The sequence below is a fragment of the Streptomyces sp. NPDC002817 genome (genome assembly GCF_053592055.1).
On the sequence record NZ_JBSFUY010000006.1, the window covers coordinates 222,640 to 247,129 of the forward strand.

Annotated in this window: 22 protein-coding genes; 8 read left to right on the forward strand and 14 right to left on the reverse strand. The window is 72.2% G+C overall.

Annotation, left to right across the window (positions count from 1 at the left end):
* Positions 1-150 precede the first annotated feature (150 nt).
* Both ACWD3I_RS14530 and ACWD3I_RS14535 read left to right on the forward strand, forming a co-directional pair.
* Entirely contained in the window at positions 151-1,014 is an 864-nt protein-coding gene (locus tag ACWD3I_RS14530) for a phosphatidylinositol-specific phospholipase C/glycerophosphodiester phosphodiesterase family protein (protein ID WP_365396525.1), read from the forward strand.
* Positions 1,015-1,125: 111 nt separating this feature from the next.
* A complete protein-coding gene (locus ACWD3I_RS14535) occupies positions 1,126-1,320 on the forward strand; it encodes a hypothetical protein (protein WP_046257273.1) in 195 nt (64 codons plus the stop codon).
* 3 nt (positions 1,321-1,323) lie between these two features.
* Here the strand turns inward: ACWD3I_RS14535 and ACWD3I_RS14540 are convergent, their stop codons facing one another.
* A complete protein-coding gene (locus ACWD3I_RS14540) occupies positions 1,324-2,562 on the reverse strand; it encodes a phosphodiester glycosidase family protein (protein WP_365396522.1) in 1,239 nt (412 codons plus the stop codon).
* A gap of 65 nt (positions 2,563-2,627) precedes the next feature.
* Positions 2,628-2,987 carry a DUF779 domain-containing protein gene (locus ACWD3I_RS14545; RefSeq protein ID WP_365396519.1) on the reverse strand — a complete coding sequence of 120 codons (360 nt, stop codon included), beginning with the start codon at positions 2,985-2,987 and terminating at the stop codon, positions 2,628-2,630.
* Between the two features lie 36 nt (positions 2,988-3,023).
* Between ACWD3I_RS14545 and ACWD3I_RS14550 the strand changes: the two genes are divergently transcribed.
* On the forward strand, positions 3,024-3,479 hold the full coding sequence (locus tag ACWD3I_RS14550) for an SRPBCC domain-containing protein (protein ID WP_365396516.1): 456 nt from the start codon (positions 3,024-3,026) through the stop codon (positions 3,477-3,479).
* Positions 3,480-3,482: 3 nt separating this feature from the next.
* Here the strand turns inward: ACWD3I_RS14550 and ACWD3I_RS14555 are convergent, their stop codons facing one another.
* Positions 3,483-3,935 (reverse strand): MarR family winged helix-turn-helix transcriptional regulator, encoded by a 453-nt coding sequence (locus tag ACWD3I_RS14555; RefSeq protein WP_365396513.1) that lies wholly within the window; start codon positions 3,933-3,935, stop codon positions 3,483-3,485.
* 182 nt (positions 3,936-4,117) lie between these two features.
* Here ACWD3I_RS14555 and ACWD3I_RS14560 point away from each other — a divergent pair, with 182 nt between their 5' ends.
* Positions 4,118-5,086, forward strand: coding sequence for an alpha/beta hydrolase (locus ACWD3I_RS14560; protein WP_365396617.1), 969 nt, complete (start codon positions 4,118-4,120; stop codon positions 5,084-5,086).
* A gap of 33 nt (positions 5,087-5,119) precedes the next feature.
* Here ACWD3I_RS14560 and ACWD3I_RS14565 read toward each other — a convergent pair whose 3' ends face one another.
* Both ACWD3I_RS14565 and ACWD3I_RS14570 read right to left on the reverse strand, forming a co-directional pair.
* The gene (locus ACWD3I_RS14565) at positions 5,120-6,382 is read right to left on the reverse strand and encodes a YhgE/Pip domain-containing protein (RefSeq protein ID WP_365396511.1); all 1,263 of its coding nucleotides are present in this window, start codon (positions 6,380-6,382) and stop codon (positions 5,120-5,122) included.
* 76 nt (positions 6,383-6,458) lie between these two features.
* A complete protein-coding gene (locus ACWD3I_RS14570) occupies positions 6,459-7,019 on the reverse strand; it encodes a rhodanese-like domain-containing protein (RefSeq protein WP_365396508.1) in 561 nt (186 codons plus the stop codon).
* 72 nt (positions 7,020-7,091) lie between these two features.
* On the opposite strand from ACWD3I_RS14570, the gene ACWD3I_RS14575 reads away from it, so the two are divergent.
* A complete protein-coding gene (locus ACWD3I_RS14575; protein ID WP_171141959.1) occupies positions 7,092-7,370 on the forward strand; it encodes a metal-sensitive transcriptional regulator in 279 nt (92 codons plus the stop codon).
* Positions 7,371-7,388: 18 nt separating this feature from the next.
* On the opposite strand, the gene ACWD3I_RS14580 is transcribed toward ACWD3I_RS14575, so the two are convergent.
* From ACWD3I_RS14580 to ACWD3I_RS14605, 6 genes are all read right to left on the reverse strand, one after another.
* The gene (locus ACWD3I_RS14580) at positions 7,389-8,132 is read right to left on the reverse strand and encodes a sulfite exporter TauE/SafE family protein (RefSeq protein WP_365396505.1); all 744 of its coding nucleotides are present in this window, start codon (positions 8,130-8,132) and stop codon (positions 7,389-7,391) included.
* Complete coding sequence (locus tag ACWD3I_RS14585) at positions 8,129-8,458, reverse strand: rhodanese-like domain-containing protein (protein ID WP_365396502.1); 330 nt, start codon at positions 8,456-8,458, stop codon at positions 8,129-8,131. The genes ACWD3I_RS14580 and ACWD3I_RS14585 overlap by 4 nt, the downstream gene beginning before the upstream one ends.
* A gap of 2 nt (positions 8,459-8,460) precedes the next feature.
* A complete protein-coding gene (locus ACWD3I_RS14590; RefSeq protein WP_365396499.1) occupies positions 8,461-9,831 on the reverse strand; it encodes an MBL fold metallo-hydrolase in 1,371 nt (456 codons plus the stop codon).
* Positions 9,832-9,994: 163 nt separating this feature from the next.
* Positions 9,995-11,599 carry a SpoIIE family protein phosphatase gene (locus ACWD3I_RS14595; RefSeq protein WP_365396614.1) on the reverse strand — a complete coding sequence of 535 codons (1,605 nt, stop codon included), beginning with the start codon at positions 11,597-11,599 and terminating at the stop codon, positions 9,995-9,997.
* A 329-nt stretch (positions 11,600-11,928) separates the two neighbouring features.
* Positions 11,929-12,573, reverse strand: coding sequence for a class I SAM-dependent DNA methyltransferase (locus ACWD3I_RS14600; protein WP_365396611.1), 645 nt, complete (start codon positions 12,571-12,573; stop codon positions 11,929-11,931).
* A gap of 286 nt (positions 12,574-12,859) precedes the next feature.
* Complete coding sequence (locus ACWD3I_RS14605; protein ID WP_365396496.1) at positions 12,860-13,684, reverse strand: FG-GAP repeat domain-containing protein; 825 nt, start codon at positions 13,682-13,684, stop codon at positions 12,860-12,862.
* Between the two features lie 518 nt (positions 13,685-14,202).
* Between ACWD3I_RS14605 and ACWD3I_RS14610 the strand changes: the two genes are divergently transcribed.
* The 3 genes from ACWD3I_RS14610 to ACWD3I_RS14620 all read left to right on the forward strand — a co-directional run bounded on the left by ACWD3I_RS14610 (position 14,203) and on the right by ACWD3I_RS14620 (position 20,097).
* On the forward strand, positions 14,203-15,192 hold the full coding sequence (locus tag ACWD3I_RS14610; protein WP_365396493.1) for a hypothetical protein: 990 nt from the start codon (positions 14,203-14,205) through the stop codon (positions 15,190-15,192).
* A gap of 97 nt (positions 15,193-15,289) precedes the next feature.
* On the forward strand, positions 15,290-17,128 hold the full coding sequence (locus ACWD3I_RS14615; RefSeq protein WP_365396490.1) for an HSP90 family protein: 1,839 nt from the start codon (positions 15,290-15,292) through the stop codon (positions 17,126-17,128).
* Between the two features lie 2 nt (positions 17,129-17,130).
* A complete protein-coding gene (locus ACWD3I_RS14620; protein WP_365396487.1) occupies positions 17,131-20,097 on the forward strand; it encodes a hypothetical protein in 2,967 nt (988 codons plus the stop codon).
* A gap of 102 nt (positions 20,098-20,199) precedes the next feature.
* On the opposite strand, the gene ACWD3I_RS14625 is transcribed toward ACWD3I_RS14620, so the two are convergent.
* The 3 genes from ACWD3I_RS14625 to ACWD3I_RS14635 all read right to left on the reverse strand — a co-directional run bounded on the left by ACWD3I_RS14625 (position 20,200) and on the right by ACWD3I_RS14635 (position 24,470).
* Positions 20,200-21,861 carry an HEXXH motif domain-containing protein gene (locus ACWD3I_RS14625; RefSeq protein WP_365396485.1) on the reverse strand — a complete coding sequence of 554 codons (1,662 nt, stop codon included), beginning with the start codon at positions 21,859-21,861 and terminating at the stop codon, positions 20,200-20,202.
* Positions 21,862-22,212: 351 nt separating this feature from the next.
* A complete protein-coding gene (locus ACWD3I_RS14630; protein ID WP_365396482.1) occupies positions 22,213-23,253 on the reverse strand; it encodes an effector-associated domain 2-containing protein in 1,041 nt (346 codons plus the stop codon).
* A 35-nt stretch (positions 23,254-23,288) separates the two neighbouring features.
* Positions 23,289-24,470 (reverse strand): hypothetical protein, encoded by a 1,182-nt coding sequence (locus ACWD3I_RS14635; RefSeq protein WP_365396479.1) that lies wholly within the window; start codon positions 24,468-24,470, stop codon positions 23,289-23,291.
* Between the last annotated feature and the right edge of the window lie 20 nt (positions 24,471-24,490).

The following is a 24,490-nucleotide window of genomic DNA, read 5'->3' on the forward strand; positions in this document are numbered from 1 at the left end:
CCACCTGGGGCGGGCTTTTTCGTGTGCCCCGAGCGGGGGTGATGAACGGACAGCGGCAGTCCGGCCAACTCCTGTCACGAGCATGCCCTTTGAGGCACCGACGACCCCATACTCGCCGGTGTCCCGTACCGCCCTCAAAGGGAGGCAGGCATGGCCCTCACCACCCGTCGCAGAGCCCTCACCACCCTCGGCGCCGCCCTCGCGGGCGCCGTCGCCCTGCCCGCCACCGACGCGTTCGCGGGTGAACACAAGCACCGCCCGCGGCCGTTGTGGCGGGCCCACGCCCACAACGACTACGAGCACCCCCGCCCCCTCCTCGACGCCCTCGACCACCGCTTCGGCAGCGTCGAGGCCGACATCTTCCTCGTCGGCGACCAGCTCCTCATCGGCCACACCGCGGACGACCTCGACCCGGCCCGCACCCTGGAGTCCCTGTACCTCGACCCGCTGGCCGCCCGCGTGAGGGCCAACCACGGCTCGGTGTACCGGGGCCACCGCAAGCCCCTCCAGCTGCTCATCGACATCAAGACCGAGGGCTCCTCGACGTACCTCGAACTCGACCGGCATCTGCGGCGCCACAAGCACCTGTTCACCACGTACGCCCACGGCCGTGTCCTCCCCGGCCCGGTCACCGCCGTCATCTCCGGCGACCGCGCCGCCCGTGCGCCCATGGAGGCGCAGACCGTACGACGGGCCTTCTACGACGGCCGCCTCGCCGACCTCGGCAGCTCGGCGCCCGCCTCCCTCATCTCGCTGATCAGCGACAACTGGACACTCAACTTCACCTGGCAGGGCGTGGGGGCCTTCCCCGACGTCGAGCGGCAGAAGCTGCGCGGCATCGTCCGGGCCGCCCATGCGCGCGGGCAGAAGGTGCGCTTCTGGGCCACGCCGGACCTGCCGGGTCCCGCGCGTGACGCGCTGTGGGGCGAGCTGCTCGCCGCCGGCGTCGACTACCTCAACACCGACGACCTCGCCGGCCTCGAAGCCTTCCTGGACGCCCACCGGTCGGCGTAGACACCACACGTTCGGCGGACAGGTCAGCCGCCCGGACGAACCCTCCGCTACGCCACACTTGCGGCCGAACGCCGTGAACCGGGCGTACTGGCGTGGCGGAGGAGGCCGACGATGGCGATTTCCATCTCTGTGGTGATGTTGCTGCTGATCCTGGCGGTGATCTTCCTGCGCAACGGCGGGCTGAAGGTCTCGCACGCACTGGTGTGCGCACTGCTCGGCTTCTACATGGCCAGTACGAGCATCGCCCCGACCATCCACAGCGGCCTCACGGCGACGGCGGACATCGTCAGCAGCCTCCGGCCCTGAGGTTCATCCGGTCGAGAAGACCCCGATGCCGTTCGGTACCGGGCGTTCGGCGCCGCCGGTGGGGTGGTTGCGCACCGACACGGCACTCGCCCCGGGATCGCGGGAGACCAGCGTCGACGATCCGCCGCCGTCCAGGCTGAAGGCGTCGACCGAGCCCAACCCCTTCATGGTGCCCGCCACTTCGGCGACGGTCAGACCCGTGCGGTACGCGACCGCGCCGTCCACCGCGAGCAGCAACACCCGCCGGCCGCCGTCCGCGATCCCCACGGCGGTGCGCACGGCAGCGGTGGTGCCGTCCAGGCCGGGCAGCGGCTGTCCGTCGTCGAGGACCGGGTAGCCGCCGATGGCGAAGCGGTACGGGACCCGGGTCGCGGAGGGGACCAGGCCGTGCCGGATGCGGACGCGCTCGCCGACGGAGAGCTTCCGTAACTGCCGCGCGCCCTCCTCCCGGCCGACGAGCACGGTGGCGCCCGCGGCGACGGGGCCGGCGCCCGGGGTGTCGGCGGCCGCCACGACCCGGCCTCGACGGACCGTCACCTCGTGGGTGTCCGTGCTGCACGGGGCGGCCCGGTCGGTGTCCGTGCCGCAGGTGGCGCGTACCCGGGAGGCGCTGCCCCAGGCGCTGGTGAACGCGCCGACGGAGTTCACGGGCAGCGCGTACTGATTGAGCCCGCCCAGCGGCAGCCGCGCCCAGGGCGTGCGGACGGATCCGGCCAGGGACAGACTGTCGAGCCGGGCCCGTCGGTCGACCCCCATGCCGAGCACGTTCCTCGTGGACGTGCCCGGTGGCATCGCGGGGCCGAAACGCTGGCCGTCGGGCACCGCCGCCTTGAGCGTGCGGCCGCTCGCGATCGCCGGGCCCACGCTCGCGCCGGTCGCCTCGACGCCCGGGTGCTGGGTCTCGGTGATGTTGAAGAAGTCGCCGTTGACGCCCGCGACCGCGCCCTGGGTGTCCGCCAGTTGCGAGACGGGCGCCCGCGCGGCGACCGCTCCCGGATGCAGCAGGTCGAGCCGGACGTGCGGGTCGCGCAGGTCGACGGTGAGCACATGAACGCGCGTGGGGCCCTTGGCGGCCTGGATGTCGTACTGCCGGTACGTGACGCCCGCCGCGATCCGGACGGCGGCCTGCGCGGCGTCGGCCGGTGCCGCCCCCGTCAGGACCGCACCGGCCAGCGCACCGCATACCGTGAGAAACGTCAGTACCGCTCTGCCTGCTCGGAACCTGTTCTGACGAAGCGTCACAGTCCCCCCTGAGGTCTCGTCAACTGTCCCAGGACTCAGAGGAAGTGCACCAGACGGCAGTCTGTCTAGGAGCCGAGAAGACGGGAACGGATCAGGAAACGCACTCCTTCGGGTGCTTCGAGCGAGAAGCCGCTGCCCCGCCCCTCGACGACGTCGACGATCAACCGGGTGTGGCTCCACACCTCGAACTGGCTGCGCGACATCCAGAACGTCACCGCCTCCCCGACGCCCTCGACCTCCAGCTCCGCGAGCAGCACGTCCGAGCCGCCGGTGCGGAACTCGCCCGCCGGGTAGCACATGGGGGCGCTGCCGTCGCAGCAGCCTCCGGACTGATGGAACATCAGCGGGCCGTGCGCCTCGTACAGCCGGCGCAGCAGGTCGGCGGCCGCGGGGGTGAGCTCGACGCGCGGGGTCTCCTCATACATGTGCCCCAGCGCAGCACGCGCCACGTTGCGAGAACGTTGCACCCCGGAACAGGGTGGGGCCATGCACTCGACCCGCGTGCGGCCGTCCACCGGATGCCCGTGGACGCCGACGCGCTCGCCAGGTGGCGGGTGCCCGAGGGGATGAGCAGCGAGGTGCACGCCTTCGACGCCCGGGAGGGCGGCGCGTTCCGTATCTCGCTCACCTACGACCTGCCGACCGGCACCGGCAAGCCCGGCTCGCACACCGACACGTACCACGGCCGGTTCCTGAAGCTCGTGCCGGACGAGCGGGTGGTCGAGGAGTTCGAGTTCGAGACCGGGGACCCCGCCCTGCGCGGCACGACGACGATGACGACCACGCTCACCGACGTGGCGGGCGGGACCGAGGTCGTCGTCCTGCACGAAGGGATTCCCGACGCCGTGCCGGCGGACCAGAACGAGGAGGGCACGCGGATGGCGCCGGCCCATCTCGCGCGGCTGGTCGAGGGCTGAGCGTCAGACCTCGCCGACGTTGGCGGTGAGCAGGCGGAGCAGCTGCTTGGCCGTGGCGTCCTGCTCGGGGGTCAGTCCCATGGCGTCCCCGATGGCCACCGGAACCGTCTGCGCCCGGTCGCGCAGTTCGGCTCCCGCGTCGGTGAGGGTGAGGGAGACCGAGCGCTCGTCCTCCGGGCGGCGTTCACGGCGCAGCAGGCCGTTCGCCTCCAGGCGCTTCAGCAGCGGGGAGAGGGTGCTGGACTCCAGCTGGAGCGCGGTGCCCAGATCGCGTACCGAGATCGAGTCCTGCTCCCACAGCACGAGCATGACCAGGTACTGCGGGTAGGTCAGCTGCAGCGCGTCCAGCAGGGGCCGGTAGCGGGCGGTGACCGCGCGGGAGGCGGCGTAGAGGGCGAAGCACAGCTGGTCGTCGAGGAGCAGGGAACCGTCGTGCTTCGGTTCGGCAGTGCTCATGGCCTGGCTCCTTCGATTGAGTCCTCTCGATTCTATCGAGCCATAAACAGTCGCGAAATAGATAGTCGCACTCGATTAAGTTGTGCACGACTAAATCGAGCGCTACAGTCATGGATGTGCCGCCGCTCCTGGCGAACAGCGTCGACGGAGCGCCCGCGGCCACCCCTTCCGAGGAGATCGCCATGTCCGACCAGACCGGCACCCGCCCTGTCCTCGAGCCCGCCGCCCAGGCCTTCGTCGAGGCGACCGCGAACCCGCCGTACCTCTTCGATCTCGGCCCGGTCGAGGGCCGTAAGACGGTCGACGAGGTGCAGTCCGGGGACATCGCCAAGCCCGCGATCGACGAGGAGTGGATCACCGTGCCCGGCGGGCCCACCGGCAGCGTCCGCGCCCGGATCGTCCGCCCGGCAGGCACCCGGGGCACCCTCCCCGTGATCCTCTACATCCACGGCGCCGGCTGGGTCTTCGGCAACGCCCACACCCACGACCGCCTGGTACGCGAACTCGCCGCCGGCGCCAACGCCGCGGTCGTCTTCCCCGAGTACGACCTCTCGCCCGAGGCCCGCTACCCGGTCGCGATCGAACAGAACTACACCGTCGCCCAGTGGATCGTGCAGGAAGGCGCGACGAAGGACCTGGACGCCACCCGGATCGCCGTCGCGGGCGACTCCGTCGGCGGCAACATGACCGCCGCCCTCACCCTGATGGCCAAGCAGCGCGGCGACGTCCCCCTGGTCCAGCAGGTGCTCTTCTACCCGGTCACCGACGCCGCCTTCGACACCGCCTCCTACCACCAGTTCGCGCAGGGCTACTTCCTGCGCCGCGACGCCATGCAGTGGTTCTGGAACCAGTACACGACCGACGCAGCCGAACGCGCCCAGATCACCGCCTCCCCGCTGCGCGCCACCACCGACCAGCTCACCGGCCTGCCCCCGGCCCTCATCATCACCGGCGAGGCCGACGTCCTGCGCGACGAGGGCGAGGCCTACGCCAACAAACTCCGCGAAGCCGGCGTCCCCGTCACCGCCGTCCGCTACCAGGGCATCATCCACGACTTCGTCATGCTCAACGCCCTGCGCGAAACCCACGCCGCCCACGCCGCGATCAACCAGGCCACCACCACCCTGCGCACCGCGCTCGGTACGGCGTGACCGTGTGACCCGCCTCTGGCGCCGCGGTCCGTCTCAGGCGGGCTGTGGCGTCAGGCGTTTGTGGCCCTTGCGGTCGTAGTAGGCGGTCATCGCGAAGCCGAACAGGATTCCGAGGGCGGCGCCGATCGCGGTCATCGTCCAGGCGCGGGTGAGGCCCGCGTCGCCGCGTGCGTCGAAGTAGAGGATCGCGCGGACGCCGTCGCCGAGCTGGCGCATGGGCTCGAAGTGGGACAGGAAGCGGTAGAAGGCCGGCACCGCCTGGAGCGGGACCGTGGCGCCCGAGGACGGCAGGCCCAGGACGATGAACACGAACATCGACACGAGCTGTCCGATGCCGCCGAACGCGGCGTTGATCGCCTGCACCCCCAGGCCGACCGCGAGCGACGCGCAGTACGAGTAGATCCACAGCAGCGGGAGATGGGTCGCGTCCATGCCCAGGACCGCGACGCAGGCGAGCATCACCAGGGAGACGGTGAGCACGGTGATGCCCGCGGTCATCGCCATCTTCAGCAGCAGCGTCTGGGTGCGGTTGATCGGCACGGTGGGCAGCCGGGTGTGCCAGGGGCCGATCTCGTTGTCGGCGTAGCCGAGTGCGGTGTCGACGCCGTTGCTGACGATGTTGCCGCCCATGAAGCCGGCCAGGACGAGCAGCAGCGTGTAGTAGAAGGCGGTCAGCCCCAGCCCGCTGTGGGTGCCGACGGGGTGGCCCACCTCGGTGGCGACGGCCACGGGGTCGGCGAGCAGCAGCTTCCGTGTGGCGTCGGCCCGCGGGGTCGACCGGGTGAGCTCCTTGCCGATGGTCTGCGAGGCCTGGTGTGCCGTCTGCGTGCTGATCTGGCTGGCGAGGGAGGAGCCGAGGCTGCCCTTGCCGGGGTTGGTGAGCACCGTGAGCGTCGGCCGCGCGGTGGCGCCGGTGCCGGTGAGCGCGCCGACGGAGGCGGTGAAGTCGGCGGGGATGACGAGGGCGCCGTAGACCTTGCCCGAGTCCAGCTCGTCCTGGGCCTGGGTCCGGGTGAGTTGCCGCCAGTCGGCCTTGTCGCTCGAGGTGTCCGACATGATCGCCGCGGCGATCTGCGTCCCCAGGTTCTGCTCCTGCCCGGCCGGCGGCTTGCCGGTGTCGGCGTTGACGAGCGCGATCGGCAGGTCCTTGAGGTCGCCCTGCGGATTGACGATGCCGCCCATGTACAGCAGGGACAGCAGTAGGGCGAGCAGTCCGCTCAGGAGGCTGGGCACCACCCACAGCTTGGGGCGGCCGAGCAGCGCGGAGGCACGGGCCTGGGGAGCGGGGTCGGTCATGGCTCTCCCTGGGGTGGGCGGTGACGCGTTCCTCCCAGTCGTACGCGACCACCGCCCATCCCGCACGCAGAGCGGCTCACACGGCCAGGCGCGCCAACGTCTCCTGGAAGGGCACCGCGCCCACGGCCCGCCGGTTGTACGGCAGCCTGCCCAGCAGGGCCGCCATGCCACAGGTGTTGGTCACGGCGGAGAAGAACAGCCCGCCGCCGATCAGCCCGGACAGCCAGTGGGCGGGCGGCCGGGCCAGACCCGCGACGAAGCCGGCGAGGACCAGGGAACCTGCGGTGAGCCGGACCTGACGGTCCATGGGCCAGGGCGTGCGGGCGCCCGCCGAACGCTCGACCGGGTGGCCGGCCGCCGCCCAGGCGCCGGTGCCCCCGTCCAGGGAGACAGCCTCGACGCCGAGCGCCGCCAGTCGGTCGCAGCCCTTCGCGGACCGGGCACCGGAGGCGCAGACGACCAGCAGCGGCCCGCACGCGGCGGCCGTCCGCAGGGCGCTCGCGGCCTCGTCGAGCCGGTCCAGCGGGATGTTGTGGGCGCCGGGGACATGCCCGCCGGCGTACTCGCCGGGCGTGCGCACGTCGACGACGGTGAACTCGCCCAGACGGGTGGGGGCCACGGTGATGGCGGTGGTCATGGAACAGAACCCTTCGATGAGGTGTTGCCCCGCACGGTAGGATACCCACGGGGGTATATAGGAGGAGGAAACGTGCAGCTCGACATGTCCGCCGAGGAGCTGAAGTCCGCGCTCAACCGGCTGCGCCGGGCTCAGGGGCAGCTCGCGGGAGTCATCCGGATGATCGAGGAGGGCCGGGACTGCGAGGACGTCGTCACCCAGCTCGCGGCGGTCTCCAAGGCCCTGGACCGGGCCGGCTTCGCGATCATCGCGACCGGCCTCGAGCAGTGCATGACCAGCGAGGACCCCGAGGTGCGGGACTCCGCGCAGATGCGTGCCCGACTGGAGAAGCTCTTTCTCTCCCTGGCCTGAGCCGTCACAACGGGGCCGTCACCGCAGGACCGTGCCGGCCATCGCCACGGCGACCGCCAGGAGCACGGTTCCGAAGACGCGCTGCAGCACGGGGGCGGAGACCCTCGCGGCCAGCCGCCTGCCGTCCCAGGCACCCAGGACCGCGGTCGCGAGGAACGGCATGATCAACGCCCAGTCCAGGTCGACGGCGGTGTGCGCGCGGGCCGCCAGGGCCACCAACGCGTTGGCGACGATGACCAGCAGACTGGTCCCCACCGCCGCGCTCATCGGCACCGCCAGCACCGTCACCAGCGCCGGCACCGCCAGGAAACCGCCGCCGACCCCGAGGAACCCGGTCACCGCGCCCAGCCCGGCACCCGCTCCGGCGGCTCGGGCGGCCGACGCCCGGCCGGTCGCGTGCGGCGTACGACGACGCAGCATCTGTACGGCGGCCAGGCCGGCCAGCGCCGCGAACAACAGGGTCAGCAGGGCCTCCGGGGCACGTGCGGACAGGGCGCCCGCAGCCGCGGTGGGCAGCAGACCGGCCGCCGCGAACAGCAGTCCCGCCCGCCAGCGCACCGCGCCGCGGCGGGCGTGGGCCACCAGCGCCGTGACCGACGTGACGATCACGACGACCAGGCTCGCCGTGGCCGCCGCCGCCGGGCTGAAACCGAGCAGACAGACGAGGGCCGGGACGGTGAGGATGCTCCCGCCCGCCCCCAACGCGCCCAGCGCCAGACCGACCAGGGCGCCGGCGAGCAGGGCCAGGACGAGCGCGGTCATCTGACGACCCCGGGCGCCCCGTACACGTCCTCGACAGGAAGGCCCTGCGCGGCCCAGCCGCGCATGCCGCCGATCACATCGACGGCCGCGATCCCCCGCGCGGCCAGCAGGGCGACGGCCTGCCGGGATCGGTTGCCCGAGCGGCAGACGAGGATCATGTCCCCTCTGCCGGGCAACGCCCGGGACAGGGATGCGTGCAGCGCGCCGGGTGCGTGACCGGCCCGGAACTCGTCCGGCTCGCGGACGTCGACCAGAACGGCCTTGCCGTCCCGGACCAGTCGGTGGGCCTCGGCGACCGAGACACGGCGGTGAGAGGAGTCGTCCATCGTCAGCGCTCCCGGGTGATCAGGGTGAGCCCCGCCTCGGCCGCGGCGGCGTACCCGTCGTCGACGGCCACCACCTCGCGTCCGGCGGCGTCGAGCACGGACGCGGCGATGGCGGCACGCATCCCTCCCGCGCAGTGCACCCACACCGTGCCGTCGGGCACCTCGGCCAGGCGGCGGTGCAGCTGGTGGACGGGAAGGTGGACGCTGCCCTCGATCCAGCCGTCCGCGCGCTCGCCGTCCCGGCGCACATCGACCACGACCACGTCCTCGCCGCGCGCCCGGGCGGCGGCCAGGCCGGCGAACGTGCCGCGCGGGAAGGAGGACGGCCGGGACCCGTCCACGAGCCAGTCGGCCGGGCCGCCCACGGCCGCCGCGGCCGGGCGGTCGATGCCCACCCGGGTCAGCTCCCGCTGGGCGCGCCCGACGGCCTCGGCGCTCTCCGCGAGCAGCGTCACCGGCCTGCCCCACGGGATCATCCACGCGAGATACGTGGCCAGTTGCGCGTCGGCCTCGAAGTTGAGCGACCCGGCCACATGCCCGGCGGCGAAGGCCACCCGGTTGCGCAGGTCCACGACCCACTCGCCGGCCGCGAGCCGCCGGGCGATCTCCTCGGCGCCGGCGGGCCGCGGGGCCGTGAGGTCCACCGGAGCCGGGCCGCCGGCGTTGGCCGGACCCATGTGGGCGTAGTACGCGGGGACGTCGTCGAGCCCGGCCAGCAGGTCCTTGACGAAGCTGTCGACGTCCTGGACGAGCGCGGGGTTGGAGGTCTTCTCGGTGCCGATGGTGCTGTGTGTCCCGCCCGCCCGGGACGAGGAGCAGAAGCTGCCGAAGCCGTGCGTCGGCATGACCGCCACCTCGTCGGCCAGCTCCGTGGCCAGCCGGTGCACGGAGGCGTGCTGCGCTCGGGCGAGCTCCTCGGTGAGCCGGGGTTCGACGAGGTCGGGCCGGCCCACGCTGCCGATCAGCAGCGAACCGCCGGTGAAGGCGGCTGCCGCGCGTTCCGCTTCCTCCAGTACGTACGAGGTGTGGTGCGGGGTGTGCCCGGGAGTGGCCACGGCCCGCAGCGCCAGCCCCTCGTCGACGGGCTCCACGTGTCCGTCGGCGACCGGCACGCGCGCGTACGCCACCTCGGCCCCGGCCGGCACCAGATAGCGGGCCCCGGTGAGCCGGGCCAGCTCCAGACCGCCGCTCACGTAGTCGTTGTGCACATGCGTCTCGGCGACGGCCACGATCCGCACTCCGCGCCGGGCGGCCACCGCGAGCACGCGGTCGATGTCCCGCGGCGGATCCACGACCACCGCGGCGCGGGTCCCGCCGGCCAGGTGGCTGCGGTTGCCCAGCCCCTCGGTCTCCAGGGCGTCGACAAAGAACACGGCTGACTCCTTCGTGGAAATTACCCCCGGGGGTATCTGGCTTCTACGGTAACAGAGATACCCCGGGGGGTATATTTCGGCGTGTTTTGCGCACTCCCGTGCACGGGGACGGCAGGTCAGGCAGTTGCCGTACGAATCGACGAAGAGGTGAACTCCGCCCGGTTCAGCCGGAGTTCGGCCCGCCGGGCAGGGGCAGTTCGAACCAGACCACCTTGCCCGTGCTCACTCTGGTCGCTCCCCAGCGCTCTGCCAGCTGGTCGACCAGGAACAGCCCCCGGCCGCCCTCGTCGCTCAGCCGCGCGTGCCGCATCCTCGGCACCACCGTCGAGTCGTCCTCCACCTCGCAGCGGAGCACGTCCGTGCGCAGCAGCCGCAGGGTGATCGGCCGGCCGGCGAACCGCACGGCGTTCGCCACCACCTCGCTGACCAGGAGCTCGGTGGACTCCAGCAGGGACTCCAGGCCCCATTGGCGCAGCGTCCTGCGGGTCAGCCGCCGGGCCTGGCCCGCGGTCTGCGGACGCGGCGCCAGGTACCAGTACGCGACGGTGTCCGGCAGGATGCCCTCGAACCGGGCGGCGAGCAGGGCGATGTCGTCGTCCCGGTCGCCCGCCCCCAGTGTCCCGAGCGCCTGGTCGCACAGCTCCTCCAGCGCCGGGGCCGCGGTTCCCGAGGCGCCCGCCCGCAGCCGTGCGCACAGCTGCTCCACGCCGGTCATCACATCCGAGTCGCGGGACTCCACCAGACCGTCCGTGTACAGCAGCAGGGTCGCGCCGGCCGGTGCGTGCATCTCGACGGACTCGAAGCCACCGCTGCCGACCCCGATCGGCGCCCCGGGCGGCACCTGCACGACCTCCGTGCTGCCGTCGGGATGCAGAAGCACCGGCGGCAGATGCCCGGCGTTGGACATCAGCAACCGGTGCAGCACCGGGTCGTACATGGCGTAGAGGCAGGTCGCCGTGTGCTCGCTGCCCAGCCGCTCGGCCTGCTCGTCGAGGTGGTGCAGGATCTCGTCGGGGGAGAGGTCGAGTCCGGCGAGGGTCTGCACGATGGTGCGCAGCTGCCCCATGATCGCGGCGGACGTCATGGAATGGCCCATCACGTCGCCGATGACCAGTGCGACACGGTTGCCGGGCAGCGGGATCGCGTCGTACCAGTCGCCGCCGACCTGCGCGGTCCGGGAGGACGGCAGATAGCGGCTGGCCAGCCCGACTCCCGTCGGTTCGGGCAGGGACGCCGGGAGCATGGTGCGCTGCAACGCGTCCGCGACGGCCGCCTCGCGCGCGTAGAGCACCGCCTTGTGGATGCCGAGTGCGGTGTGGGTGGCGAGCTGGGAGGCGACCAGGAGGTCGTCGTAGGTGAAATCCGGCCGTCCGGGGCCGCGGATGAGGACCACGCTGCCCATGACATGGCTACGGCCGTGCAGCGGAGCGATGATCAGCCGCCGTCCGGGTGGCACCGCGCCCGGCGCGTTCGCCGTCCCCAGCAGCTCGGCCACCACGGAACGCAGACCGGGGGTGTTCCCGAACACCGGCCGCCCGGCCTGGAGCAGCTTGGTGAGCAGACCGTCCGCGGCCGGCTGTACGGCTTCGGCCGCCTGGACGGTGGCGGCGTCCGGGGCGGGTGCCGTGGTGTGCAGCCGCAGGACACCGGGGTCGGCGATGCTCTCGTCGCCCACCGGAAGCGGCGCGTACAGGTGGACGAACGCCGTGTCGGCGAAGGCAGGGACGGCAGCCCGGCACAGTTCGCCCAGCGTCTCGTCGAGGTTCATGCCGCGGGCGATCTGCCGGGTCGCCGCGTCGAGATAGCGGAGCCTGTCGGTCTGCGGCGCGGACGCGAGCGGGCGTCCGGCGGGCGCTTCCGGGGGCGGCGGGCGCACGGCCGCGCCACCCGCCGCGCCGCCCTCCTCGGAGCCCTTGGCCGCGTGTGCCGTGCCGGACTTCGAGGAGGAGACGGGAGGCTCGGGCCGACGCGGGGCACCGGAAGGCCCGTGCCCGCCGGCCGCCTGCCCTCCGGTGCCGCCATCGGCTCCGAGCTGCTTCGTCACGCGTGTCCTTCCGGCCGTGCGGGCCCGCGCGGAGCGGGCTTGATCAGCAGCGCTCAGCCACGCCGTCGGCAGCGCAGGAAGATCTGCACCTCGGGCGGCACGTCCACGGACGCCGGAGCGTACGAGAACGAGGACTCCTCGGCGACATCGAAGCCCTCCGCCTCCACGACCTCACGCAGCTCGTCCCTGAGATAGCCGGAGACCCGGATGGTGCTGCCGATGAACGGGATCGAGAAGTCGTCCACATCGGCCTCCACCATCGACAGGGCGAACAGGCCGCCCGGAACGAGCAGGTGGTGGATGGTCCGCACGGCGAGGGGGATCTCGGCCCGCGGCAGCATGAGCAGGGAGAAGAAGGCGGCCACCGCGTCGAAGCGACCGAGGTCCCGGGAGCCGTCGGGCCGCAGGTCCGCGATGTCGGCACGGTGGAACGTCCCGGTGGGCACCTGCTGCTGGGCGAGCGTGACCATCCGGTCCGACAGGTCGACCCCGACGACGTCCAGGCCGCCCTGCGCCAGCTGGCGTGCGGTCGGGATCCCGGTGCCGCAGCCCAGGTCCAGTACGCGTGACCCGGCCGGCAGGGATGTGATGAGCCATTCGGCGGACGCGACCTGGCCCTCCTTGTGCGGGAAGGCCTCGTCGTAGCGGTCGCCGATGGCGTCGAAGGCCTCGGCCTGGCCGGTGCGGTCGAGCCGCATGCTCCCGTAGCCGAGCTCGTCGGCGGGGCTGCTCACGAGGAATCTCCTTTGATGTCGTATGGGTGATTTTTTCACAGTTATGCGGACTGGGGCGCGGTCTGGCAGCTGATCACACCGGCCTCGATGGTCATGATGCCCCGCACCCCCGCCGGCGGGCGGGCGTTCGGCGGCGGTGCGGGGCGGCTTATCGGTCCCTCTCGGCCCGCTCAGTCGCAGGAGCCGGTGAACACGTCGATCCGGTCGTCGGCGCTGCTCGCCACCACGAGGTCCTGAGTACCGTCGGAGGTCAGGTCGGCGGCCGCGGCCTCGTAGGCAAGGCGCCGTCGGCGGTCAGCTCGGCCAGTTCGGCGAGGGCACCGCCCGGCGTGCCCTGGAAGACGGTGACGGAGTCCCCGTTCAGGGAGGAGACCAGGACGTCCGTGACGTCGTCCCCGTCGAGGTCGGCGGCGTTGACGGAGACCGGTAGGGCGGACGTGGTGTGGGCGACGGAGTCGTCGAAGGTGCCGTCGCCGTTGCCCGTGAAGATCTCCAGGGTGTTGGAGCCGTTGCTGACGGTGGCCAGGTCGGTCCCGCCGTCCCCGTCGAAGTCGCCGGAGGTGATGGAGTGCAGCCGGGCGACACTGGCGTACTGCGTGACGTCGCCGAAGGTGCCGTCGCCGTTGCCGAGCGCCACGCTGACGCCGCCGGCGGTGGCGGCACTCGCGGTGGCCATGTCCAGGTCGCCGTCCCCGTCGAAGTCGGTGAGGGCCAGTCCGTGCGGCCGGGTCACGGTGACCGCTTCGAGGTCTGCCGTGAACGATCCCGTGCCGTCGCCGAGCAGCAGACTGAGGCCGCCGCCCGATTCCTCGGCCGGTGACCGGACGGGACCGTCAGCGCGTCGCCCGCCCCGGCCGTGGGGGCGGTGGCCCAGTCGCGGGTGGCCGCCCACTCGGCGACCAGGGCGCTGCGGGTCTCGCGCCCCGCTGCCGCGCGCGGCGTCGCTCTCCGCCATGGCCCGTACCGCGTGCGCGAACATCACCGGATCACCGGTGCCGACCGCGGCGCCGGCCACCTCGAGCGCGCGGGTCAGCCCCGGCGACGCGGACGCGGCCCGCGGCGAGAGCACGGCCACGGTGAGGCCGACGCCGACACCGAGCAGTCCGCGCGCGGCCGGTCAGCCGGTCGCCGCGGCTCTCCTCGTCCACCTCGTCCTCCCCCGCCACGGCGCCTTCGACGGCAGGAGTGAGAGGGACGGCCTCATGGTCCCAGAGGTGATCGAGGAAACGGGTCAGGATCTCCAGGGAAGCGCCGCATTCCAGACGCAGGGCGGATCCCGCCTGTTCCAGGGAAGGGGTCGACACCACAGCCACCCACCGGTCCGCGATAACCAGCCGGGCGGGAAGTGCCGCGGCGATACGGATACTTGCCCCAGGCATCCTCAAGGGGTCGTCTTGTCATACGAGATGGAATGTGTCACTCCGGCCCTGACGATCATCTTCCCTGGCCGGACGGCTTTCGCGGGTGTGGCGCCGTGCGGCCCGAGCATCGTGTCCGGACCTTGGAGCACCGGTGAAAACCCTGTGGAAGCGGTGTCGGTGGGGCCCCTTATGCTGCACCGGACGATCACGCGGGACCAGGGGAGGGCGCGGCATGTTGGGCAAGCTGTTCGGGAGAAGTGCGGAGAGACCGGCGGCGCACTCACATGCCCTTCCGCCACGCAAGCAGAAGCACGGGACGTACGCGTTGCGCGCGCTGGGGGACGCGCGGGTGCTCGCGCTGGTCGAGGCGGCCGACGCGGGCGACTGGGCGGCGGTCAAGGCGGCGCTGGCCCCCTTCGACCTCGGCCGCGAGGAGGTGGTCCTGGGGCAACTGACCGATGTGGACGGTGTGGAGGAGTGGATCGTCCGGGCCGCCGAGGAGGACAAGGACGACAAGGAGCTCCGGGCGACCGCCCTGCTGATATCGGGTGCGCGCCATGTCGCCTGGGGCTGGGAGGCGCGCACGTCCGCCCGTGCCGTGGACGTCGGTCGCGAGCAGTGGCAGATCTTCTACGAGCGGCTGCGCATCGCCGAGGAGCATCTGCTCGAGGCCGCCGAGCTGCGGCCCGGCTGGGTCACACCGTGGCGCCATCTGCTCACCTCGGGACGCGGCATGTCCGTCGACGACAGTGTCCAGGAGGCCCGGCTCGCGGCGGGGCTGCGCCGGGATCCGCTGAACCTGGACCTCCACCTGGAGTGGGTGTCGCACCTGCAGCCTCGCTGGGGCGGAGAGCCGGGCCAGGCCCTGGAGTTCGCCCAGAAGGCCTTCGCCGCCGCGCCCGACGGGCACCGGCTCGGCTGTGTCATCGCCATGGCACGTATCGAGGAGTGGGTGGAGTCCGATGACCGCGAGTGCCTGCAGCAGCCGCGGATCCGGGCCGAGTTGAGGGAGGCCGCGGAGCGCAGCGTCCTGCACCACGCGTACGAGCGCCGCCTGGGCTGGCAGGGCGACTACAACATCTTCGCCATGGCTCTCTCGCTGGCGGGCAGCAGCACGGCCTCCAATGTCTTCCGCGAGTTGGAGGGTGTGATCACCCGGTGGCCGTGGACCTTCATGTCGGACCCCGAGAAGGCGTACGCGCGCTTCCGCAAGGCCTTCTGAGCCACCGGCTGCACCGGCCGCGGCGTCAACGCCCGTCTCCGGCCGGTCCCGCGGACCACCGCCCACCCCTGCCCTTCCCTCGACCCCGGACTGACTCATGCCCCTGCGCGACACCTCCGCCCACCAAGGCGCCACCGACCGCACCTTCCAGGTCGACCTCCGCGGCCTGGTGGACCTCCTCTCCCACCACCTCTACTCCAGCCCCCGCGTCTACCTGCGCGAACTCCTGCAGAACGCGGTCGACGCCCTCACCGCACGGCACGCCATCGAGCCCCGCGGCGCCTTCGGCATCCGCCTGTACGCGGACGGCTCCGTCGTACGTGTCGAGGACGACGGTGTCGGTCTCACCGAAGACGACGTGCACACGTTCCTCGCCACCATCGGGCGCAGCAGCAAGCGTGCCGAGCGGATCGCCGAGCAACGCGCCGACTTCATCGGCCAGTTCGGCATCGGGCTGCTCTCCTGCTTCCTGGTCGCCGACGAGATCCACGTCCTGAGCCGCTCCGCCCGCACTCCCGACGCCCCCGCCGTGGAGTGGCGAGGCCGTGGAGACGGCAGCTACACCGTCCGCACCCTGCCCGCCTCCGCGCGTCCCCGGCCCGGCACCACCGTCACGCTGACGCCGCGCGCCGACGCGGGCGAGTGGACCCGCCCGGCCCAGGTACACGCCCTGGCCCGGCACTTCGGGTCCCTGCTGCGCCACCCGGTGACCTTCGACGACGGCACGGGAGGCGCGGACGCGCCGGTGAACCCCGAGCCCGCGCCCTGGTCGCGTACGTACCCCACCCCGGGAGCCCGCTCCCGCGCGCTGGCCGCGTACGGCGAGGAGGTCTTCGGCTTCACGCCGCTGGACACCATCGAACTGGACCTGCCCGCCGTGGGTCTGAAGGGCATCGCGTGCGTGCTCCCCGAGGCGGTGCCGGCCGGGCGCCGTCACGGCCACCGGGTGCACGTCAAGGGCATGCTGCTGTCAGAGCAGGCCGAGGAGATCCTGCCCGAGTGGGCCTTCTTCGTCCGCTGCGTCGTCGACGCCGAGAGCCTGCGCCCGACGGCGTCCCGCGAGTCCCTGTACGAGGACGACACGCTCGCCGCCGTCCGCGACGCCCTCGCCGAGCGGCTGCGCGCATGGATCGCCCGGGCCGCCGCCAGCGACCCGGACCTGCTCCACCGTTTCCTCCAGGCCCACCACCTGGCCGTGAAGTCGCTCGCGGTGCACGACGACGAGATCCTGCGGATGCTGCTGCCCTGGCTGCCGTTCGAGACCACCGACGGCCACTGCACCCTCGACGAGTTCGCGCGCACCCACCGCACGGTGCTCGTGACGTCGAGCGTGGAGGAGTTCCGACAGGTCGCGGCGATCGCCTCGGCCGCCGGACTGGGCGTCGTCAACGGCGGCTACACCTACGACCGCGAGCTGGTGCACCGGCTGCCCGAGATCAGGCCCGAGGCCAGCGTCGCCGACCTCGACCCGGCGACCCTCACCGCCCATCTCGACCCCGTCGACCGGGAGACGGAACTGGCCGCCGCGGCCTACCTCGCCCAAGCCCGCGACGCACTGTCCGTCTTCGACTGCGACGTCGCGCTGCGCACCTTCCAGCCCGCCTCCGCACCCGCCCTGCTGGTCGACAGCCGCGATGCCCGGCACGAGCGCACCCGCTCCCAGCTCGCCCGTGAGCAGGAGGGCGGCCTGTGGGGAGACATCCTCGGCGCCCTGCGCCAGGAGGCGCCGCGGGCCCAGCTGATCCTCAACCAGCTCAACCCGCTGGTCCGCACCGCCGTGTCCATCGACGAGCCCGAGCTGGCCCGCACCAGCGCCGAAGCCCTCTACGGACAGGCCGCGATGCTGTCCCGGCGTCCGCTCAGGCCCGCCGAGTCGAGCCTGATCAACCGCTCCTTCCTCGACCTTCTCGCCCACGCCCTGCGCAAGGACAGCTGACGATGCCGACCGCACCCCTTCCCCAGAACACGGACGAACTGTTCCAGGCGCTCCAGGAGAACGACCGGCGCCCGTACGGCCGTACCCGCACCGTCACCGCCGAGGAACTCGTCGACGCCGCCGAGCAGTTCGAGGACCCCGGCGTCCTCATCCACGCACTCCTCGAACTCCAGGAGGCGTACACCTACGGCTCCGAACCCCGGAAGTCGCCCGTCGTCTTCGCGCGTCTGCTCACCCTCTTCGACGAGCAGCCCGACCTCTTCGACGAGCGCCTGCGCCACATGCTGTTCTGGCGGTTCAAGTGGGTGTCCCACGCCCTGCGCCAGTTGCCCGAGATACCCCTGACCAGCCTGCGCCAGTGGCTGACGGAGATGCGCGACCGGTACGAGAAGGCCGACCTCGGCCTCCAGCCCTACTACGGACAGGCGTACCAGCTCGCCGTCCACGTCGGCGAGGACACCGCCCTCGCCCACGAGTTGTGGGCGGGCCGCACCCGCACCCGGCTCAGCGACTGCGAGGCCTGCGAGATCTGCCAGCGCGCCCGGTACCACCTCAGGGCGGGCGACGACGAGCAGGCCCTGCGCGCCTGGGAGCCCGTCCTGGCAGGGAAGGAGTCCTGCAAGGAGGAGCCGGCCCGCTCCGCCTCGTACGCGCTGCTGCCCCTGCTGCGCACCGGCCGCACCGACCGGGCCCGCGAACTGCACCTCGTCGGCTACCGTGCCTGCCGCCGCAACCCCTCGATGTCCGAGGAGGTCGCCAGGCACCTGGAGTTCTGCGCGCTCACCGGCAACGAGGCACGCGGTCTTGAACTGCTCGCCGAGAACCGGAACCTGTTCGACGAGGTCGACTCGCCGCTGGACCAGTTCGGCTTCCTCACCGGCGTGGAGGTCCTCCTCCAGCGCGTCGAACTCCTCGGCCACGGCGACCTGCCCACCATCGGATACGCGGGCCGCACCTGGACGGTGTCCGGTCTGCGCGCCGAGGTCCGCAAGCGCGCCGACGACCTCGCCGCCCGCTTCGACGCCCGTAACGGAACCACCGCCCACGCCGACCGCCGCAGGGCCCGTCTCGACCGGGCCCCGCTCCTGGACGCGCTGGAACTGACCCTGCGCCCGCGCAGCCTCGACGACGCGGCCCCGGCCTCCCCGGTCACCGCGCCCGTCGCCCGTACGGCCGCCGCCGTCCCCGACGCGCTGCCCGAACTCATCCTCAGGGCACGAACGGCGGAGGAGGAGGGGCACCCGGACGCACATGCGTGCTGGGCGCGGCTGCGCACACTCGCGGCCGCCCGCGACTACACCCACCCCGACGACCCGGCCGTGGGCTCGCTCGTCCGCCTCCGCGCGGACCTGCTGGCCGACGAGGCGAACCGGGCGGGCGAGAAGGACGAGTTCGCCGACGCCGCCGCCCTCCACGAGGAGGCCGCGGCCCTCTACGACGACGCCGGACTCCCGGGTCACGCGGCGCTCGCCCGCGCCTGCGCCCTGCTCGCCACCGCCGAGATCCCCGCGGAGCGGGCCGAGGGGGAGAGCGACGAAGGGCAGAGCACCGACGGAGCCGAGGCGAAGGCCGCGGCGCTGACCGCCGCGCACGCGTCCATCGTCCACCTCCATGAGGAGACGCCCGGACTCGCCCCGTACCAGGAGGCCCGCCTGCTGCGGCTGCGGGCGACCGCGCTCGCCCTGCGGCTGCAGACATCGGGCAGCGAGGAGCATGTCGCACCGGTCTTCGCCGAGGTGGACGCGTTGCACGCGCTCGCCACCCGGCACGCCCTCGACGGGCAGATCTCCGGCGCCCTGCTGCTGCGCGCCAGTACCCACGCCATCTCCGGCAACGTGCCCACCGCGGTCACCGAGATCGACGCGCTCCTCGACCGGCTGAAGACCCAGGGCCCCGCCTGGCACCTGCCCCGCACGCTCGGACTGCGCGGCCGGTTCCAGTTCGGTCTCCAGGACGCGCAGGCCGCGCACACGGACCTGTCCGAGGCCCTTCGACTGGCCGCCGACTGGCCCGCCGACACGGTCGACACCGCCCGCCTCCACGGGGACGTGGCCCAGGCCTGCATGTACCTGGGCCGCCCCGACGAGGCACTGCGGCATCTGACGCGCTCGGCGGAGCTGGAACTTCGCCGCGGCAGCCGGACGGACGCGTTCTGCACCTACAGCAACGCGGCCCAGCTCAGCCTCGACCTGGGCCGTGTCGAGGACTGCATCGCGCTGCTCGACTCCCTGCTGGCCGAACCGGACGTCACCGGCGGAGAGCTGAACGACCGGATCGTCGCCCAGCTGCGCCTGACCCGCGCCCGCGCGCTGCACACGGGGGAGGACCTCAAGGCCGCCACGGCGGAGTTCGTCACCCTGTCCGCCGAGTCGGCCGGCTGGGACGACGACCCGGGGAGCCACGCCATGATCGCCGCGGAGACCGCCGTACTCCTCGGCGAGTCCGGCGAGTTCGAGCGGGCCCGCGAAGTCGCGGACCAGGCACTCGCCGCCCACGCCCGGGCCCCGCGCTTCGAGCACCTCAGCAACTCCCTGCGCGAACTCGCCCGCCTCCAGGCCCAGCAGCAGGGCCCCGACGGCCTGACCGACGCGCTCGCCTTCCTCACCGACGCGGGCCGCGTCGCCGACGAGGCCCGCGCCGCCGCGTACGAGACCCAAGGCCGCTCCCTGGACACCGCCCTGGCCTACGAACACGGCCGGGTCAACGCCTACGCCGGCGCGTACGACGACGCCCTGACCGCCCTGGACAAGGCCCTCGCCCTGCTCGGCGAGCCGGGACGGGACGACGACGCCGGCGAATGGGCCGAGTGCGTCCGCCTCGCGGGCGCGGTGGAAGGCCTCTACCTGGAACGCCCCGCCCCCGCCCTCACCCGCCTCGACGCGGCCGTCTCCCACCTGACCGCCCTGGGCCACACCGAGGAGACCGAGCCCCTGACGTCCTTGGTGGCCCGGCTGCGCGACGAGGAGTGAGGCGAAGGGCGCCTGCCGGGGGTCCTCCCTGGACAGGCGCTCTTCCTGCTTCGGCCACAAGTTCACTACGGCCCAGCGGCTTGACCGGTGAGGATCAGTAGGTCACTGCTCACCGGGGGTGAGGGCGTGAGCCAGCTCGGGACGGGCCAGTGCTGCGGCCGCCGCGCGACCGGGGAAGGCAAGGGCGGTCGAGACGACGAGGCCGGCGCGGGCGGAGGGGTCCCGCGGCGCGGCCCGGCTGTACAGGGGGAGAGCGGCAGCGGGGTCTCCCGCGGCGAGGAACTCATCGGCGGTCGTGGGGTTCGCCGAGACATGAGCGAAGCCAGGGGTACGGGGGTCGGGCCAGGAGCTGTCCGAGGGCACGGGATCAGGGAGCGGGGGGCGTAGGTTGCGCAGGCGCCACTCCGTGCGGTGCAGGCGGGCGGCGGTGCGTGCGCGGTAGAGAACACGCGGGGGTACGTCCTCGTGGAGCCAGTCAGTCAGCGTCCGGCCCAGACCATCGACGATGGCGCTTCCGTGAGGAGTCAGCCGGTCCGACTGGCTCAGCGTCCGTACGACCAGACGAGCCTGGAGGCGGCGCAGCGCGAAGTGGTACGCGGCGAACTCCTGCCCGGCGGTGTCGCTCGACGGATCGTGCATGCGGAGTCGCCAGAAACCGGCGACTCCGGTGAAGGCGTAGGCGCCGTGCAACAGTCCGGTGAGATGGCGAGGGTCACTGCGCCAAGGGGCGTAGTAGCGCTCGGTCCGGTCGTCGTCGAGGAGCGGGAAATGGTGGAGGAGGGCGGCGAGCTTGCTGTGCTGGAATTCGTGGACCAGGGTCTCGGCGAGCCGGACGGCGTCAGGTGGCCGCGAGATGACCATGGAGGCGTAGGCGTCGCCGGTTGAGGCGGAGAGCTGAGGGTGGTGCGTGCCGTGCTCGCCCGGATCCGCGGGCTGCCACGGGACGATGGTGCGGATACGGCTCGGGTCCACGGTTCCGGCCATGAGGAGGGCGAGGGTGTCCGAGCCGGTCGTCGTGTCCGCGGTGAGGATGGCGTGCGCCTCGGCGAACAGGCTCTGCCAGCTTGCTGCTTCGCCGGCGGACAGGGGCTGGGGGGCCACTGGTTCGTCGAGGTCCCGGTACGGGTCGAGGTCGTCGAGGGTGACGGCGCCGGGTCGCAGAACGCGCAAAGGCAGCCAGTGAGCGGCGGACGGCGACGCCAAGGACGTGTGCGGCGTGGTTCCCTGATCCGTGGTCAGGACGAACACGCCCTGGTTGATGACCAGTCGACCCACGCTGTGCTCGGGATGCCGTCCGGGCGCCTTCACAAGCCCGAGATTCGGGAGCGACAGACTGCCTTCGCGCAGGGGCACCGGCAGATCCGCGTCGATTCCGCAACGCAACGCGGCAGTGGCGGCGAGAGCGAAGAGGCGACCGGTGTCCGTCCACAGGTCTGCCCATGCGTGTTGCCGGTGCAGACGGCGCAGGGTGTGGGCCAGCCAGGTGCCGGTCTGTGGACTGGTGAGCAGTTCGTCGGCGATCGCGGGTGCGGTGCGGGCAGCCCGTTCGAGAAGGTTCCAGGCGACGGTCCACGGACCGATGGGTGCGGTGAGTTCGGGGCGGGCGGCGAGAGCGTCGAGGAGTTGTCTGAGCAGCAGGAGCCGACGAGTTCGCTCGCCCTTCTCGAGGAAGGTCAGAGCGGTGGGAGTGGCCCCGCCGGACGCGAGAGCGTCGAGGTCCTCACTTGACAGAGCCAGACTGGGGTACGAAGCGTCGGCACTCATGTCAGCTCCGGTTGTCCGCTGTTATTCGGCACGCCCCGGATTCGATCCGCCCAGAGCATTCGCACGCGGGCGTCGAAGTTCGTCGAGGAGCCGCTCGTCGGGCGTCGGGAGTGCGGCGGTGCGCAGATTGTGCAGCGACACGGACGCCATGTCGGGCAGGTCCGATGCCCAGCGGCCCGCAGGTTCCGATGGCAGATGGGGCACTTCGGTAACTCACCTCGACTCTGGTCCTGAACCGCGGTCGAGGCGCAGGGCATACGCACGCGGTAAATGCCACCGGTCCGCCGAGGCGGGCAGGCACGCGTGAGGCTAACAGAAATCAACGCCAAGTCGTGCCACGTCAGGGAAGTCTCAGACCGAGCCGTCGATGATCCTTACGGCCACGCGCAGTGCGTCGAGGCCCCCGTCGACTTTACTGAGATGGACCACGATGCCGACGAGATCCGAGCGAGACGTTCGCGAGCGCGGGACGTGTTCGCGGAGCCGACGCGGCAGGGCGTCCACGAGGTTCTGCCGGATGTCCGGATCCGACGCCCAAGGGCGCCGGCACAGTTCGTCGACGAGGACGCTGATGGTGTCGTCCGCGCCGGGCAGGGGGCTTGGTCGTTCGGGGCCCGCCAGTGAGCCGAACTCGACGTCCCGTCCGGGCTCCCGCAGGCGTGTCCAGTTGGGTGCGTACCCGTCCTCCGTCGTACGGGCTTCCCGTTCGACAGCGTCTATGAAGGTGGTGTCGAGGGGAGTGACGGCGTCGTCCCGAAGGCGGAGATGCCTCAGAACGAGGCTGGAGAAGCGGCCGGTGCGTTCCGCGGACAGGTTGGGGGCGCGTTGTCCTCGGCGGGCCGCGTGGAAGTGGATCTGGCGTGACCGGTCGGCCGGCTCGGAGCGGGGCAGGGTCTCGGTCGGCGGGGCGACGGCGAGCTTCATCTCCTGCTGGAATGTCGCGCAGGAGTCGACGATCCAGACCTGTTCCGGGTGGTGGGGAACGGTGGTGCTGTTGTAGTACGCCAGGGCGTCGTCCAGATCGATGTTGAGGGCATCGCGTTCCGACGCGTCGGCTGTGAGCAGGCACAGGTGGCCTCGGCTGTCGATGTAGCCGTGGCCGCCCCAGAACACCCAGAGCAACCGTGACGAGACGGCAGGGAGGTCCTGGACGAGTGTGCGGCGCAGGGCCCAGCGATCGCAGGAGCGGTAGGGAACGTCAGGTGCGTAGCCCGGAGCGGGAGCGAGGTGGAGCCGGATGTTGCCATCGGGAACGCCGCGGTCCAGCAGCCAGTCGCGAAAGCGCAGGGCGTCGTCGGAAGGGCCTGGAAGGGTCCAACGCGACCCGAAGGCGTAGGACTCGATCCCCACGACCAGGGCGTGGACGGTGTCGGGGGACGCCTGGTTGGTCATCGTGCTCCTCGTACGCGCGGGTCAGCCGGGTGAACTCATGGAAGGCGTCTGGCCACCGCCTCGTACAGCGCAGGGTTGGTCCAGTAGGCACTGTGGGAGTGGGGGAACGGTTGTCCGCTGGAGAGCGGGACGTCGGTGGCGTGTGCGGGGAACAGGGGCTGAGCTGCGAAGGCGAGGAGATCGCGCGGGTCGTAGATGTTGAGCCACGTGGGAAAGGAGGGTGGCAGGGGCCGCGGGTGCCGGAGGGAGGGGAGGGCACCGGTCTCGTAGAGGAAGGAGGCCTGGCTGCCCGCGGTGATCAGAAGGGTGACGTGGGGGAGGGAGTGCGTGACGAGGGTGTCGACGGCGATGACGCCGCCGAGGCTGTGGCAGAGCAGGACGACAGGTGGGGGCTGTGCGCGGACCAGGTCGGCGAGAAGGGCGCGATGGGCGTCGCCTCGGGCGAGGTAGCGAAGGATGTCACCGGCCGCCGGGTGGGTCGCGTGGGTGATGGCCGAGCGGCGGCGGACGGCTGCCCGGGACGCGAGTGGAGTCACCGCACGGAGGAAGAGTCGGGCCGGGCCCCGGTCGGAGCCGGGGGGACGGCCGCCGAGGCGCGCGGTCAGGACGGCGACGGCCGTGTCCCGGTCGTGGGCGGTCGGAATCAGCGGATCCCCGGTGTCGGACGCCTCGGCGAGGAGGTGTGCGACCAATGCCCGCGCGGTGACTTCCGCCAGGGTGTCCTCAGGGGCTGCCTGCGCTGCTTCGGCGAGTTCGGGGGCGTCGAGGAGCGCACGCACGGCTTGCTCGATGTGCGGTGTGGCGGTGAGTCGGAGTGTCGCCTCCAGTTCACCGGTGCTGTGGAGCAGATCGGCGAGTTCGCCGCGGATCGCCGCGTCGGCGGGGATCTGATGGGGTGGCACGGGGCCGGCTGGGGCGGCTCCCGCGCCGATCAGGCGGAGCTCGGCGAGCGGGTCGGTGTGGAGGAGTTCCCACCGGGCGGCGTCGGCCTCGTCATCGGCGTCCGCCGCGAGGCCGGCCCCGCGGTGGCGGCCTTCGTCGGCCGGGATGCTCGCACCGTTCGCCGCCAGGGTGGCGCCGTGCTCGGAGCCCCAGTCACAGGCGACCAGGCGGGCGTGGGGTGCGACGCGGTGCAGCCCGTGGTCGACACGGGAGATCAGCGCGGTCAGGGCGGTTTCCCGTACGCCGGTCCCGTGGACGAAGACGACAGTGGTCAAAAGGTTCCTCCTTCGCCTGC